The following is a 14,484-nucleotide window of genomic DNA, read 5'->3' as shown; positions in this document are numbered from 1 at the left end:
ACACCGCCCCGGAGCCTTGACGGGCCCGGCGGCGGGGTCCACAGTGACCCAGAGTGAGCCAGACTCCCGCGACCTCGCGGCCCTCCCACCCGAGCCCACATCGACGCTCTCGGCTCGCGGCCGGGGCCGCCTTCTTCGTGCAGGGCCTGCTCTTCATCTCGCTCACGACCCGTCTTCCCAATATCCAGAGACGCTGGGACCTCGACGAGCTCGCCGTGAGCGGGCTGCTGCTCATGGTCGTGTTGCTGGCGGGGCTCGGCTCGGTGGCCGCGGAGGTCGTCGCGCACCGGGCGTCGAGCGCCATGGTGGTTCGGCTCGGGCTCCTCGTCGCGGCAGGCGGGTTCACGACCCTGCTGACCGCCGCCCACTTCGAGGTGTTCGTCGCGGGCCTGGCGGTGTACGGCCTGGCGCTCGGGCTCGTGGATGCCTCGAGCAACATGCAGGCGATCACGGTGGAGCACAGATACGGTCGCCCGATCCTGCCCTCCTTCCATGCCTTCTGGACCGCGGGTGGCATCGCCGGCACCCTCGTGACGCTCGCGACCGCCGATGTCGCCCTGGGGCCGTTACTGCTCCCCTTGACCCTGCTGCCCCTGCTCGCCCTCGCCGCTCCGTTCGTCACGACCGACCGCCTCCCAGCCACAGCGACAAAGGCGACTGACGTGCCTGACGGTCCAGACGAACCTGGGGTGCCTGTCGTGCCCTGGCGCCGCATCGCCCTGTTGGGACTGGCCATGGTGCTCTTCTACATGGTCGACACGGCCGCCACGACGTGGGGGCCGGTCTACCTCGACACGACCCTGGCTGCTCCCAGCGGGCTCACGGCTTTGGCGACCCTCCCCTACCTGGTCGCAACCCTGGTCGCGCGCACCCTCGCCGACGGCCTCGTCGACCGCCACGGCGCCGTCTGGTTGCTGAGGGTCAGTGGCGTGGTCGCGGCGGTCGCTCTGGCCGTCGTCGTCTTCGCACCGACGTGGGTCGTCGCGGTGCTGGGGTTCACGCTGCTCGGCGGGGCCGTGGCCACGATCGCACCACTCAGCTTCTCAGCCGCAGGCGCCCTCGCGGGGTCGCCCGACCCGGCCAAGGTCGACCAGGTCGTCGCGCGCTTCAACCAGTTCAACTACATCGGAGCCCTGCTCGGTGCGGTGCTGACCGGCGCGGTAGGGGCCGACAACCTCCGGATCGGCTTTGCCGTGCCGATGGTGCTCGTGCTCGGGATCATCCCGCTCGCCTCTTCGTTCTCGGTGGTCGGCCGCCGCGGTGTTGGTTGAGGGTTCGACCGGGACTCGATCATCGGCCGGGCCCGCCGCGGTTAGGGTTGGCAAGTGCTTGAAGTACGAGGGCTGCGAAAGTGCTACACCACCGGTCGCCACCCCACGGCCGCCCTCGACAGAGTCGACCTCACCGTCGAGAAGGGCTCGTTCGCAACGGTCCTCGGCCCCTCCGGGTCAGGCAAGACGACGCTGCTCCGGTGCATCGCCGGGTTCGAGAGAGCTGATGCGGGCACGATCCGCCTGGCCGGGCGCGATCTCGACTCACCGAGCATCTCGAGCGTGCGCCCCTACGACCGCGACATCGGCGTGGTGCCGCAGGAGGGCGCGCTGTTCCCGCACCTCAGCGTGGCCCGCAACGTGGCCTTTGGGATCGCCGACCGCCCCCGTGCCCGGCGACGTGAGCGCGTCGAGCAGCTGCTCGAGCTGGTCGGGCTGCAAGGTCTCGGCGACCGTCGCCCCCACCAGCTGTCCGGAGGTCAGCAGCAACGGGTGGCTCTGGCCCGGGCTCTCGCACCCGAGCCACGGCTGATCCTGCTCGACGAGCCCTTCAGCGCCCTCGACGCACAGCTGCGCGTCGAGCTGCGCGAGGAGGTGCGGGGCCTGCTCCGGTCTCTCGGAACAACGGCGCTGCTGGTGACGCACGACCAGGCCGAGGCCATGACGCTCGCCGATCATCTGGTCGTCATGCGTGGGGGCCGGGTGGTGGCCGCCGGCGACCCACGACAGGTCTACGACGAACCCGTCGATGCCGAGATGGGCCGGTTCCTGGGTGAGGCCGTCGTGGTGCGCGGCACTCTCGCAGGCTCCGGCGACACCGTCACGGTGGACTGCGTGCTGGGCCGGCTCGCTGTCGCTGCGGAAACCGGTGCCGATCGGCTGCCCGGACGTACAGACTGTGACGTACTCGTGCGACCCGAGCAGCTGCGCGTGCAGCGTCTCGATGGGCCGGTCGAGGCGCCACCGTGGTCGCCGGGCCGCACCGGTTCCGCGAGCGCTCCGGCGGCCACGTCGACAGCCGGCGCGACGGCATCCGTGGTGGCTCAGTCGTTCTACGGTCACGACGCCCTCGTTCGGGTGCGCCTCGACGACGGCACACAGCTGGCCGTTCGAGTGCCCGGTTCGGTGCGTTTCGGCGTCGGCGACCGGGTGCGGGTGCAGGTCGACACGCCTGTGTGGACGTACGCCGGGTCGGCGTCGACGGCAACCTGAGCCCGCGGCGTCTGAGGACGAGCCCATGGACGAGCTCGATCCGTCCTGGTTTCCCGTGATGGTCCTGAGTTAGGACAGGCTAACCTATCGCGTAGGGTGTTGAGCAAGACCACCCCACGTTTGAGAGGTACCGCTCCATGACCGCGACCCGCACCACCTCCCTGTTGAGCCGGCTCGTCGGGAGGGTGCCTGGACGTCAGCCGAGGTTGGCCCGCGCGACCGTCGCTGTCGTCTCGACGTCGGCCCTGGCCCTCGCCGCCGGCTGCGGTTCGGACGCCGGAGCCACGGCCGGGTCATCGGGGTCGTCAAAGGCCGCGGCCACCACCATCACGGTCTACACCGACCAGCACGCCGAGCTCGTCGAGGGCCTGACCAAGGCCTACACCGCAGCGTCCGGTGTGAGGTTCAACATCCAGAACGATGCGACGGTCGGTCAGATCCAGGCCGAGGGCAGCGCCGCCAAGGCCGACGTCTTCCTCTCCGAGGATCCGGGCCCGGTGGCTCAGCTCGGTTCCGCCGGGCTGCTCGCCCCCGTCGACCCGACCACGCTGGAGCAGGTCCGTCCCGGCCTCAGCTCGGGGAAGGGGCTGTGGGTGGCCTACGCGGCGCGCACCCGCGTGCTCTACTACAACCCGACGAAGATCGCCGAGAGCGCGCTGCCCAAGACCCTTGCCGACATCGTCGCGCTCCGGTACAAGGGGATGTTCGCGTGGGCACCGTCGGGCGCGTTCGTGGCCACGACCCAGTACCTGCTGGACACGCAGGGCGCGGCGGCCACAAAGACCTTCCTCGAGGGCGTGCAGGCGAACGGCATCAACGAGCAGAAGAACGGCAACGTCCGCGACACGGTCGAGGCGGGCAAGCACGCCATGGGCTTGTCGAACCACTACTACTGGTGGGTGCTGGCTGGTCAGAAGGGTGGCCCCGACAAGCTGACCTCGAAGATCTACCACTTCCCTGCGATCGACCCCGGCAACCTGATCCTCTCCTCAGGTGCCGGCGTGCTGAAGTCGAGCCAGAACCAGCCGGCTGCGCAGAAGTTCTTGGCCTGGCTCACGGCCAAGGACGGGGGGCAGAAGCTGATCGCGGGCGCACCGGCCGAGGTGTCCGAGGCCCAGTACCCGGTGGCGCCGGGAGTGGCCAGCAGCGTGAGCGGTGACCTCAGCGAGATCAAGTCGCCAACCTTCGACATGGACTCCCTCGCCGACTCGCAGCAGGCCGAGAGCCTGCTGAAGCAGCTGGGTCTGTCGAAGGGCTGACTGTGCGCCGCCTCACGAGACCCGGCTCGGTCGCCGCGTGGTTGGCGGTCGCAGTGGCCGTGGCCTCCCTGGTTCCGCTGATCTACCTGTTTCTCAGCGGAACCTCGCTCAGTGACATTCGCGCCCAGTTCGACTACCCCTCGACCTCAGCCGCAGTGGTCCAGACGCTCGTGCTGACGGCGCTCATCGGTGGCGTGACCACGGTGCTGGGGGTGGGCGCGGCCGTGGTCGTCACGAGGACGACCGTGCCGGCACCGCGGCTGCTCACGGTGCTTTTCACTGTGCCGCTGGCCGTTCCGGGCTTCGTCAGCGCCTACGCCACCTACTCTGCCGAGCTCGTGTTCGCACCGCAGTCGTCGGTCGTGACGAGCCTCGTCGGTGCCGCCGTCGTGATGTCGCTGACGCTCTACCCGTACGTCTTTCTGCCCTGCCTCATCGCACTGCGGGGCGTCGACCCGGCCCTCGAGGAGGTGGTGAGCGGCCTTCGGCCTGGGCGGTTCAGCGCCTTCCGCACGGTGAGCCTGCCCGCGCTGCGTCCCGCGCTGGGGGCCGGTCTACTCATCGTCACCCTGCACGTCCTGGCCGAGTACGGCGCCATGGTGCAGCTGGGGCGCAGCACCCTGACGACGAAGATCATGGCCGAGATGCTCGACTACGGCGACTACCAGTCGGCCCGCTCGCTGTCGCTGCTGCTCGCCGGGTTCTCGGTGCTGGTGCTGATGTCGACTCGCTGGCTCTCGGGCCGCAGCGTCATCGCGGAGGTGGCCAGGGGCGGTTCACGACCGCCACGGCGGTCGACCCTCGGCTCGTGGCGCTGGCCGGTCCTGCTGGTCGCGCTGGTGGTTCCCCTGCTTGCGGTCGGGCCGACCGTACTCATGACCGTGCGAGGCCTCCTCACCGCGCAGGGCACCATGACCGCCTCCTGGTCGCAGGTGGGGGCCGCCCTGTCGAACACCGTGGGCTACGCGCTCGCCGCGGCCCTGGTGGCCACCCTCTGCGCGTTGCCCGTCAGCTGGTGGGTCACCAGGCACCCCAAGCCTCTCTCGCACCTGACCGAGCGCGCGGTGTGGCTGGCCCATGCGATACCGAGCGCGATCCTCGCCCTGGCGTTGGTCTTCCTGGCCACTCGACTGGTCCCGTCGCTCTACAAGACCCCGGCCGTGCTCGTGGCCGGCTACGTCATCCTCTTCCTGCCCCTCGCGGTCGCCAACCAGCGGGTGGGCCTACAGTCTGCCCGGCGCTCCTACGACGAGGTGGCATCGTCGCTGGGGGCCCGGCCCGCTCGCACGTTCGCGCGAGTGACCCTGCCCCTGGCCGCACCGGGCTTGGCCGCGGGAGCGATCCTCGTCGCACTCGACGCGAGCAAGGAGCTCACCACGACGCTCATGCTCCTGCCGTTCAACTCCAGCACGCTCTCGAGCAAGCTGTGGGCCACGACGAACGGGGAGTCGCTCGACTTCACAGCGGCCGCCCCCTACGCGGCCCTGCTCGTGCTGCTCGGCATCCTTCCGGTCTACCTGCTCGTGCGAGGCACCCTGGCGGCGACGACATCGGCGCCCGCCAGCGTCGAGACGGGCCGGCTCGACGGGGGAGGTCCGCGCAAGCCAGCCGGCGCGTCTCTCGACGGCGAACCGCGGCGGCTCGCCCTCACCACCCACCAGTGACCGGCAGCACGCGTTTTCCAGCGCTGGCCCGTGGCGGGCAAGATGGGAGCATGCCGACGACCCGCACCCCCGAGGACACTGTCCGTCTCGCCGTCGACACGTACGCCGCCCGGCTGCCCGAGCTCGAGGCAGCGACCCAGCTGTTCGTCCGGCTCGTCACCGACCTGCTCGACGACGCCGGCATCAACTACCTCAGCGTCAGCGGGCGCACCAAGTCGGTGGCCTCCTTCGCCGGCAAGGCCCAACGTCTGGTGGGCGGGGCGCCCCTCTACCCCGACCCGCTCTCGGGCATCACCGACCAGATCGGCCTCCGCGTGATCACCTACATCCACGACGACGTCGCTGCTGTGGCCGACGTGCTGAGCGAGGAGCTCGCGGTGCTCGATGACCGCGACATGGGTGAGGAGACCGCTCGCGAGGGCCGCTTCGGCTACGCCAGCCGGCACCTGCTCGTCGCCGTCGACGCGAGTCGCACGGTGCCGGCCGTCTACGAGTCGCTACGACGCAGCAGCGCGTCGGTGCAGGTGCGCACCGTGCTGCAGCACGCCTGGGCCGAGTTCGAGCACGACATCCGCTACAAGGGCTCCGTGCCCGAGGAGCACGCGCCCGACCTCGACCGCCGCTTCACCCTGGCGGCCGGACTGCTCGAGCTCGCCGACCGCGAGTTCACGGCCATCCGAGACCGGTTGCAGGCCACGATGCCGGCCAAACGGCCCGTGCCCGACGAGGACCCCCGCATCAGCGCGCAAGACCTCGCCACCTTCCTCGCCGGCCGGTTCACGGATGCCGGGTGGTCACGCACCGACCACTACTCGTGGGTCTCCGGGCTGCTGCTCGAGCTCGGCATCACCTCGATCGACGAGCTCGAGAGCGCCATCGCCGATGTCGACAGCGCAGCGGTCAGCGAGCGGATGGGCTACAAGTACCCGCCCGGAGCTGTCAGACGCCTCGACGACGCCCTGCTGGCGGTCTTCCGCGAGCGATACCTCGCGCTCACCGGAAACGAGCACCGGGTGGCCGCGCTGGAAGGGCGGCTCACCAAGCTGCGCTGAGCCCGGCCCGCGGCATCCGCCCCGGCAGGTCGCCTACCCATGATCCCGCGTCACCGAACGCACCAACGACTACCTAGGAGCACCCTGATGGATCTCGGTCTGGCCGGCAGGCTCGCCCTTGTCGCCGGCGCAAGCAAAGGCATCGGCCTGGCCTGCGCCAGAGCACTGGCCGAGGAGGGCGCCGTGGTCGTCGGGGTGTCCCGCAGCCTGGAGAACCTCGAACGGGCCCGAGACGAGCTCGCCGCCGACGGCCTTGTGATGCACACGATGGTCGCCGACCTGAGGGATCCGGACGCGGCGGCGACGATGGTCGCGCGCGTCGAGACCGCGCACGGCCCCATCAGCGTGCTCGTCAACTGTGCGGGTGCGGCCCGCCGACACCCGCCCGCCGAGCTCGATGCGGCCGCCTACCGCGACGCCATGGACGCGAAGTACTTCACCTACCTGCACGTCACCCAACCCGTGATCGCCCTGATGGCCGGCCGCGGCGCGGGCGTCGTGGTCAACGTCATCGGGCAGGGTGGGCGCCGAGCCGACCCCATGCACGTGGCTGGTGGAGCGGCCAACTCCGCCCTCATGCTCGCCACCGTCGGGCTCGCCAGCGCGTATGCCGCACAAGGAGTTCGGGTCAACGCGGTGAGCCCGGGAATGACGCGAACCTCGCGCGTCGAGGCGGGGCTGGAGGCGCAGTCGCGAGCCGCCGGTCGCACCGTCGATGAGCTGCGGGCCCAGAAGATCGCCTCGATCCCGATGGGCCGACCGGCCGAGCCTGCCGAGATCGCGGATGCCGTGCTGTTCCTCGCGTCGGAACGAGCCGGCTACATCACCGGTGCGATCGTGCCGATGGACGGCGGGGCCGCCTCGGTCATCTGAGCCGCACTTCGCCGAAGACTTCCGGAACCGGTCGGGCCTCGATGTCGATTCTGCGGGTGTGAGTTCGTCAGGATGGTGTGACGGACCCCCGCCACGTGAGCAGAACCCACTCACAGAGGAGACAGCCATGACCGACACCTACCTGTACCTGATCCGTGAGGGCGACTGGAACTCCGACGCCTATCTTCCCGGGGCCGCCGAGCCGAGCGAGCACGCGAACGACATGAACGGCGGCTTTCCCGCCCACGGCGTCTTCGCCAAGGCGGTGGCAGCCATGGGGGCCCGCATCATCGGCGGCGAGGCGCTTCAGGACTCCAAGTACGGCGGCGTGGTGACCCCGGGCCAGAGCGACCGCAAGGCCGACGACGCGGTGTACACCGACGGCCCCTTCACCGACACCTCCGAGATCGTCAGCGGCTTCTACCTCGTGGAAGTGGCCGACGCCGAGATGGCACGCACGATCGCCGCGCTGGTGCCGACGGCCAGCACGATCGAGTGGCGCAAGGTCTTCCCGATGTCGTGACCTTTATCGGGTAGTCGGCTCAAGGCGGCACAATGGCGCGATGCGGCCGACCCGAAGCGAGTTCGACGATGCCTGGCCCCGCGTCGTGCGGGCCCTGGCCTCGTTCACGGGAAGTCTCGACGAGGCCGAGGAGTACGCGGCCGAGGCGGTCGCACGCGCCGCCGCTCACGACGGTCACATCGACTCGTTCGCCGCCTGGTGCACCGCTGTAGCCAAACGGGCCTGGGTCGACGAGACCCGGCGCCGGGCGGTGGAGCGGCGACTGGCGCCCACGCTCCTTCCGCCCGAGACGGATCCGACCGAAGCGACCTGGCGTGCCATGGCTACCCCCGAACTACCCGACGACGCCCCGGACTCCGGGTTCGGTGACGACCTGGACGACCGGGTCGCCCTGCTGTTCGTGGCCTGTGACGACGCGCTCACGCCCAGCTCGCAGATGGTACTGGCCCTACGCGTGGTGTGCGGCCTCTCGGTGCCCGAGATCGCCCACCACCTCGGACTGCAGAACGCCGCCACGGCCGCTCGGCTCACCCGGGCCAAGAAGGCACTGGCCCAGGCGCGTGGCGAGTTCCGCGTTCCGGGTCGAGCCGAGGCGAAGACTCGGCTGCCGGTCGTGCTCGCCTGCGTGGCAGGCATGTTCACCGTCGCGCACCGCACCAGCCTCGACCCTGCCACCGCGTTCGACGACACGGGTGCCCAGTCACTGTCGATCGCCGACTCGCTGGTGCGGGCCTTCCCAGACGATCCGGAGGTGCGGGGGCTGCGAGCCGTCATCCGACTCGGCCTCGCCCGACGTTCGGCCCGACTCGACGACTCGGGCACTGCGTTGCCCCTCGACGAGGTCGACCGATCGTTGTGGGACCGCGGGCTGCTCGCCGCCGGCCTGACCGACGCCACCTTCGCGACTCGAGGCAGCGGCCGGTTCGCCATCCAAGCTGCGATCGCCGGGTTGCATTCGAGCCCAAGCAGCTTCGATGACACCGACTGGTCACAGGTCGTGTCGCTCTACCACGCCCTGGAAGGGGTGTGGCCGGCCCCGTCGGTACGGGTCGCTCGGCTCGCGGCGACAGCCCACGGCATCCTCGCCGGAACGCTGCCGACGGACAGCGACGCGGGCACCTCACTCGAACGGGTCGAGGACGAGCTGGCGGACCTCGAGGCAGACTCAGCTACGTACGCGAGCCGCGACGCGAGCCTGACGCTGGCCGACATTGCGTGGCGCACGGGTCGTCGTAAAGCTGCGGGTCGCCGCTACCGAGAGCTCGCCGAGATCATGCCGACTGAGGCCCTGCGACGGTTCTGCCTACGTCGCGCCTCGCCGTGACCGGCGCGGTCACTCGCCCGTGACGCCGTCGATGGCCTCACGCAGGAAGTCGGCATGCCCGTTGTGGCGGGCGTACTCCTCGATGAGGTGCAGCAGGATCCAGCGCAGGCTGAACTGCTGGTTCTCCTTCCGGTCAAGCGTCACCGACAGATGGTCGAGACCCCCGGCGGCCAAGGCTTCGTCGATGTTGCGCCGTGACTGCTCGACAGCGGCATCCAGCATCGCCCGCAGCTGTTCGGGGCTGTCGTCGGCGGCGGTGCGAAACTCCCAGTCGGGGTCGGCATCCCAGTCGACTTCAGACCACGGCTCCCCCATCGGCCGACCGTGCAGCACCTCGTCGAACCAGCTGGTCTCGACGAGCGCCAGGTGCTTCAACAGGCCGGCGAGGGTGAGGCTCGACGGCGCGAGCGGCTGCGCCAGCTGCCCCTGCGTCAGCCCTTCGGTCTTCATCCGCAACGTGTCGCGGTGGTAGTCAAGAAAGGCGACCAGGGTGGTGGCTTCGTCGGTCGCCAGCGGTGGGTCAGTGCGTTCGGTTGTCACGCGGGTCAAACTATCGGCGCGCGGCCACCCTCACCATGAGTTTTCTCGAGGACCCACGCAACCTTGCACCGCCGGCGCGCGTCTTGGTATCGAGGCCGCGGGTGCGATTTTCACCGGCAGCGGATATGGCGGTGCGCGAGAACCGACCCGAGAAGAGGGCGACCATGCGATCGACGGCTCGACACGCTACCCGTGACACGATCTCTGCCGGCCGGGCCGCCACGCTGTCGACGTTGCTCTGCGCCGGAGTCATGGCACTCACGGGTTGCACCGCCAACGCCCCTTCGGCACCGACCGGCCCGGTCGTCACCTCTTCGGCGACAGGCGCATCACCCACCGGGGCCGCTGTGCCCTCCACCGGCGCGGTGTCGGCAGGCAGTGCGAGCTCATCCGCCGTCCCGACGACGCCGACCTCCGCGGCCCAGGCGCCGACGACCTCACCCTCGGCTCAGCCAAGCGCGGTGACGCCCGCCAAGGTTGACTGTCAGCGGACCCTGCCCTCCTATCCGCTGTTGCGACCGGGAGACGAGGGGGCTCCCGTTGCAGCCCTGCAGTGCCTCCTGAACGACGCAAAGCTGGGGCCTGTCATCGTCGACGGATCGTACGGGCCACAGACCAGGGCTGCCATTCTCAACGTCGCGCGTGGCACCGAAGGCGTCGTCGACACCTCAGGCCGGGTCGACCGTGTCGTATGGGTGACGATCATCAGCCGCGCCCTGAGCGGGCGCACACTACGGGCCGGATCAAGGGGTGCCGACGTCGTGACGCTGCAACGGGCCCTTCGCTCACAGGGGTGCACGATCTCGGTTGACGGGTCGTTCGGGCGGCAGACTGCAGCCGTGGTGAAGCGGTTCCAGCGAGCGACCGGCAACGTGCCCGACGGAATTGTCGGCGAAGCCACGCGCTTCGCGCTGCAGTCAGGAGGGGCAACTGGCTGGCACTGCCCCTGAGCTTCCCACTCCACGACCTCGTGGCCGCAGCGCTCAGGTCGAGTGGCCACTTTCGTACAGTCGAGTAGCCAGTTCGGTTGTGGACAAGCCGATTCCGCGCGCTGGGGAGTGTCGGTGGTGGCCTCTAGGGTTTGAGTCATGAACACGAAGGGTTCGCTTCTCGAGAGGCTCCGGCAGCAGCTGGCCGATCTCGAGTCGAGCCAGCGTGCCACCGGGGGCACCGCGGCGGCCGGGTTCTGGTCCACCCCCAGCACGGATGCCGCTGATCCGGCTCCAAGGCCGGTGCCCGGGGCGGCTTCGACAGGCGCCTCGCGGCTTTCACGGGAGTTCCCGGAGCCGTTGACGGTCCATTGGGCGAACTGGTCGAACGTGTCCGGCGCGTACGCGTCGGGGTTCGCGTTCGCGGCCGCGAGCCTGGACCGTCCCCAGATGGAACCGGCCCGGATGAGCGAGCCTGACCTGCTCGAGTCGGTGACCCAGCTCGGCGCCGTGGAACACCACAAGGAGGTCAACCTGGTGCGCCTGGTGACCCAGCTCGAGGCCCGCGGCGTGGCTTCCCCGGGTGGCCTGTCGCGGGTCGACTGGTTGCGCACGGTCGACCCCACTCTGACCGCCAGCGCTGCCAAAGCGGTCGTGACGTGTGGGGCCGCGTTCAACGAGCCCCGTTGGGCCCAGCTGCGCGAGGCCGTCACCGGCGGAACCGCCGGCGACACCGCCGCCGCGGGACAGCAGACTCAGACCGGGCGGGTCACCGTCGGTAAGGCCGCACAGGTCATCGACTTCTTCCACCGCCTCAAGCCCGTCGCTGACCCCGGCGACCTCGCCCAAGCCGTCACCCACCTCACCGAACAAGCACCCCTGCTGCGGTGGGAACAGCTCGCCAGGCTCGCCCGGGAGCTCGCCGACCAGGTCCGCCCCCCGAAGAACGCGGACGAACACGACCAGAAACGCCGAGACGCGCGCGGCCTGTGGTTCACCAGCCCGAACGCGGCCGGGATGGTCGGAATGAGCGGCACTCTCGACCCCGAAGGCGCCGCGACCCTCAAGGCCGCGATCGACCCCCTGTCCGCACCCCGCCCATTGACTGACGAGGCCGGGGTGAAGATCGAGGACGACCCCCGACCACCGCACCAGCGCCGGATGGACGCCCTGCTCGACCTCGTCGCCCGCGGGGTCTCATCACCCAATGAAGTGCCGTCGACGGACAAGGCCAAGATCGTCGTCACGATGGGCTTCGAGACCCTGCGGGACTGGGCCGCGAACGGCTGCCCACCGGACTGGGCCACGACCAAGCCCAAACCGGGTGGTGGGTCGTGTCTGAGTGGTGACGTGCTCAGCGCCGCCATCGTGCGCCGGATGGCGTGCGACGCCACGATCATCCCCGTCGTCCTCGGTTCCGACTCCCAACCATTGGACGTCGGTCGGGAAGAACGCCTCGTCACCCGGGCCATGCGCACCGCCCTGTGGCTCCGCGACAAGGGCTGCTCGTTCCCGGGCTGCTCCACCCCCGCCCAATGGACCGACGCCCACCACGTGCGGCATTGGATCGATGGCGGCACCACCTGTCTGGGCAACCTCGCCCTGTTGTGCCGGCGACACCACATCTACGTCCACGAGAAGCATCTCACCGCGACCATCACCGACACCGGCGTCACCTGGCACACCTGGCACACCTGGCAGCGCTGGCGCACCACCTTCACCACCGGGCCACCCGACCACAGCCCGTGACCGGCCGGTCGGCGCCTGCTCGACGGCATCCTTGACGACGGGCTCGAAACGACAGCAGGAGTCAGTCGCGCACCAGCAGGTAGGGCTCCAGATCACGCGAGGTCTCTGCGCTGACGGTCGACGTCAACGACTCACACCGGCCCTTCAGGGTGCAACCGACGAGCCGGTGGCCACCCTGGCGTCCCACGACATCCAGCACGAGTTCCTCCTGCCCGATACGGAACCCGGTCTGGGTCACGGTCGCGTCCTCGCCCACGGCGACGGCCAGAGCGGGCTCACCGGTAGACGCGTCAAGAACGAGAACCTGCTCCTGTCCGTTCGACGGCTCTTCTCGCGCCAGCACGTACCGACCGTCGGCCGTGAGCGCAATGGGAACAGCCGAGCCACAGTGAGACGCCGCCGACGTCCCCCGTTCGGTCGTCGACCGCACGCTCCAACAAGACAGCCCCGAGTCGACGCCCGACAGCAGAAGAGCTGCCGCCGCGGCGTCCGAGGCGTCCAGGGCCCGATCGCTCGTCCACGGCTCGACCGCTCCCGACGCCAGGTTCCACAGCGCCGCGCCCGCGTCGTTCGTGACGAGAACGCGGTTACCCGCAAAGCCGGCGATCGAACGGATGCCAGGTGCCGGCGTCTGCTCCAGCACCGTTCCCCGCTGATCGCGGAGAGTCAACGACTCGGTGCCCACGTCGAGCATCGCGAACCTCGTACCGGAGGCGTCGGCCACGGTCGGGCCGCTCACCGCCGGCAGGCTAAGCACCTTGCGACCTCCCGCGCTCTGCACCACGGTGCTGACTGGCCCACCCGGTGGCTCGAGCCTGAGCACTCGAGCCCCGCCCGCGAGGTTGAGCACGTCGACAAGACCGCGCAGCTGTTCCTGGCTCCCGAGACGCACCGTTCCCGACTCGCCGTGGTAGACCCCGTCGACGACGTAGGGCCGAACAACACGGCCGACGATCGATGGGCTCGTAGACTCCTGCAGAGCGGGCAGGTTGGCCGTGACCCGAGCCGTGACCCGAGGCGTCACCGGTTTCGTGGCCCCGACGGTCGGCGCTGAGCGGCTGACGCTTCCCATCGTCGGACCAGCCGGAACCGGTGCGGAAGATCCGGGACGCATGACGAGGGAAACGGCAACCGCCACGACCACCGCTGCGGCCACGGCCGCCCCGGCGAGACGTCGACGCCGCCGGATCCCGACCGCCTGGGCGATGGCTGCGCGGGCCAGCCCATCACCCTCGGGCGCTGCCCTCTCGGGTGAGGTCGCCTCGGCGATTCGCCGTAAGGCCGGGGACACCTCCGACTCAAGCTGACGGCCACGTTGTGCAGGGCTCATGACCGCACCTCCTCGAGCTTGACACGGAGTGCTGCCAGCGCCCGGTGGGTCTGGCTCTTCACGTTTCCGAGTGAGCAGCCGAGCACATCAGCGGTCTCTCGTTCGGAGAGCTCCTCGTAGTACCGGAGCACGACGGCGGCACGTTGCCGCGGAGGCAGGCTGCAGACGACTTCCCAGAGCTGGGAGTCGAACCCGCCCGGCTGTGTACCCTCCGGCCAACCGCCGCCTGCCGCCATCGGACCGGCTCGACCGGCGACCGAGACCTCACCGACATCGATGAACTCCAGATAGGGCGTGTTCACCACTTCGTGCCGGCGCCACGGGCGGCGCCAGACGCTGGCCTGCTCGTTGACGATGATGCGCCGCACCCAGGCTCCTCGCGAGGTCTCGACCCGCAGCGTGTCCCACTTCAGGTAGGCCTTGGCCAGGGCGGTCTGTACGAGGTCCTGGGCCGAATGCGAATCACCGGTCAGCAAGTACGCGAAACGCAGCAGGCCGGCCTGGCGAGCCGTCACCCACTCCACATAGTCGTCGTCGTGCTGCCGCATCCGCCCCCCTTCGTCTGCGCCCTTCGTCTGCGCCCTTCGTCTGCGCCCTTCGTCTGCGCCGCCGACCCTAGACGCATCTGGCGGCGAAAGGGTTGCTTCAGCGATCTGGTCCGACAGCGCCACGACTTCTGCCGACGGCATCCAGGCACACCGCGGCCCCCTACTGTCCAACGCCACTGGCACTGCACAACATCAGATTCATTTGATAAG

13 protein-coding genes are annotated in these 14,484 nt (G+C 69.7%); 10 read left to right on the top strand and 3 right to left on the bottom strand.

All coding sequences use genetic code 11. The features are described from left to right. The first annotated feature begins 53 nt into the window (after window positions 1–53). From BA895_RS02075 to BA895_RS02040, 8 genes are all read left to right on the top strand, one after another. Window positions 54–1,271, top strand: a complete 1,218-nt coding sequence (locus tag BA895_RS02075; RefSeq protein ID WP_070190169.1) for an MFS transporter — start codon at window positions 54–56, stop codon at window positions 1,269–1,271. 54 nt (window positions 1,272–1,325) lie between these two features. Next, complete coding sequence (locus BA895_RS02070; RefSeq protein WP_070190168.1) at window positions 1,326–2,483, top strand: ABC transporter ATP-binding protein; 1,158 nt, start codon at window positions 1,326–1,328, stop codon at window positions 2,481–2,483. 137 nt (window positions 2,484–2,620) lie between these two features. Continuing rightward, window positions 2,621–3,742: an extracellular solute-binding protein gene (locus BA895_RS02065; protein WP_083282868.1), complete on the top strand. Its 1,122-nt coding sequence runs from the start codon at window positions 2,621–2,623 to the stop codon at window positions 3,740–3,742. 2 nt (window positions 3,743–3,744) lie between these two features. Then, window positions 3,745–5,406, top strand: coding sequence for an iron ABC transporter permease (locus BA895_RS02060; RefSeq protein WP_070190167.1), 1,662 nt, complete (start codon window positions 3,745–3,747; stop codon window positions 5,404–5,406). Between the two features lie 50 nt (window positions 5,407–5,456). After that, window positions 5,457–6,458 carry a GTP pyrophosphokinase family protein gene (locus tag BA895_RS02055; protein ID WP_070190166.1) on the top strand — a complete coding sequence of 334 codons (1,002 nt, stop codon included), beginning with the start codon at window positions 5,457–5,459 and terminating at the stop codon, window positions 6,456–6,458. 87 nt (window positions 6,459–6,545) lie between these two features. Beyond that, complete coding sequence (locus tag BA895_RS02050; protein WP_070190165.1) at window positions 6,546–7,331, top strand: SDR family NAD(P)-dependent oxidoreductase; 786 nt, start codon at window positions 6,546–6,548, stop codon at window positions 7,329–7,331. Window positions 7,332–7,458: 127 nt separating this feature from the next. Then, window positions 7,459–7,854, top strand: coding sequence for a YciI family protein (locus BA895_RS02045; protein WP_070190164.1), 396 nt, complete (start codon window positions 7,459–7,461; stop codon window positions 7,852–7,854). 40 nt (window positions 7,855–7,894) lie between these two features. Continuing rightward, window positions 7,895–9,178, top strand: coding sequence for a DUF6596 domain-containing protein (locus BA895_RS02040; protein ID WP_070190163.1), 1,284 nt, complete (start codon window positions 7,895–7,897; stop codon window positions 9,176–9,178). A 9-nt stretch (window positions 9,179–9,187) separates the two neighbouring features. Here BA895_RS02040 and BA895_RS02035 read toward each other — a convergent pair whose 3' ends face one another. Beyond that, window positions 9,188–9,718 carry a DinB family protein gene (locus BA895_RS02035; RefSeq protein WP_371327682.1) on the bottom strand — a complete coding sequence of 177 codons (531 nt, stop codon included), beginning with the start codon at window positions 9,716–9,718 and terminating at the stop codon, window positions 9,188–9,190. A gap of 35 nt (window positions 9,719–9,753) precedes the next feature. On the opposite strand from BA895_RS02035, the gene BA895_RS24840 reads away from it, so the two are divergent. Together BA895_RS24840 and BA895_RS02025 are read left to right on the top strand one after the other, a co-directional pair. After that, on the top strand, window positions 9,754–10,668 hold the full coding sequence (locus tag BA895_RS24840) for a peptidoglycan-binding protein (protein WP_083282866.1): 915 nt from the start codon (window positions 9,754–9,756) through the stop codon (window positions 10,666–10,668). A 138-nt stretch (window positions 10,669–10,806) separates the two neighbouring features. After that, on the top strand, window positions 10,807–12,396 hold the full coding sequence (locus BA895_RS02025; RefSeq protein ID WP_070190160.1) for an HNH endonuclease signature motif containing protein: 1,590 nt from the start codon (window positions 10,807–10,809) through the stop codon (window positions 12,394–12,396). Between the two features lie 61 nt (window positions 12,397–12,457). On the opposite strand, the gene BA895_RS02020 is transcribed toward BA895_RS02025, so the two are convergent. After that, a complete protein-coding gene (locus BA895_RS02020; RefSeq protein ID WP_139142469.1) occupies window positions 12,458–13,726 on the bottom strand; it encodes a hypothetical protein in 1,269 nt (422 codons plus the stop codon). Continuing rightward, window positions 13,723–14,274: a SigE family RNA polymerase sigma factor gene (locus tag BA895_RS02015; protein ID WP_070190158.1), complete on the bottom strand. Its 552-nt coding sequence runs from the start codon at window positions 14,272–14,274 to the stop codon at window positions 13,723–13,725. The genes BA895_RS02020 and BA895_RS02015 overlap by 4 nt, the downstream gene beginning before the upstream one ends. Between the last annotated feature and the right edge of the window lie 210 nt (window positions 14,275–14,484).

Source organism: Humibacillus sp. DSM 29435 (genome assembly GCF_001758225.1).
GTDB lineage: Bacteria > Actinomycetota > Actinomycetes > Actinomycetales > Dermatophilaceae > DSM-29435.
This window is presented reverse-complemented; position numbering and strand designations above follow the sequence as displayed.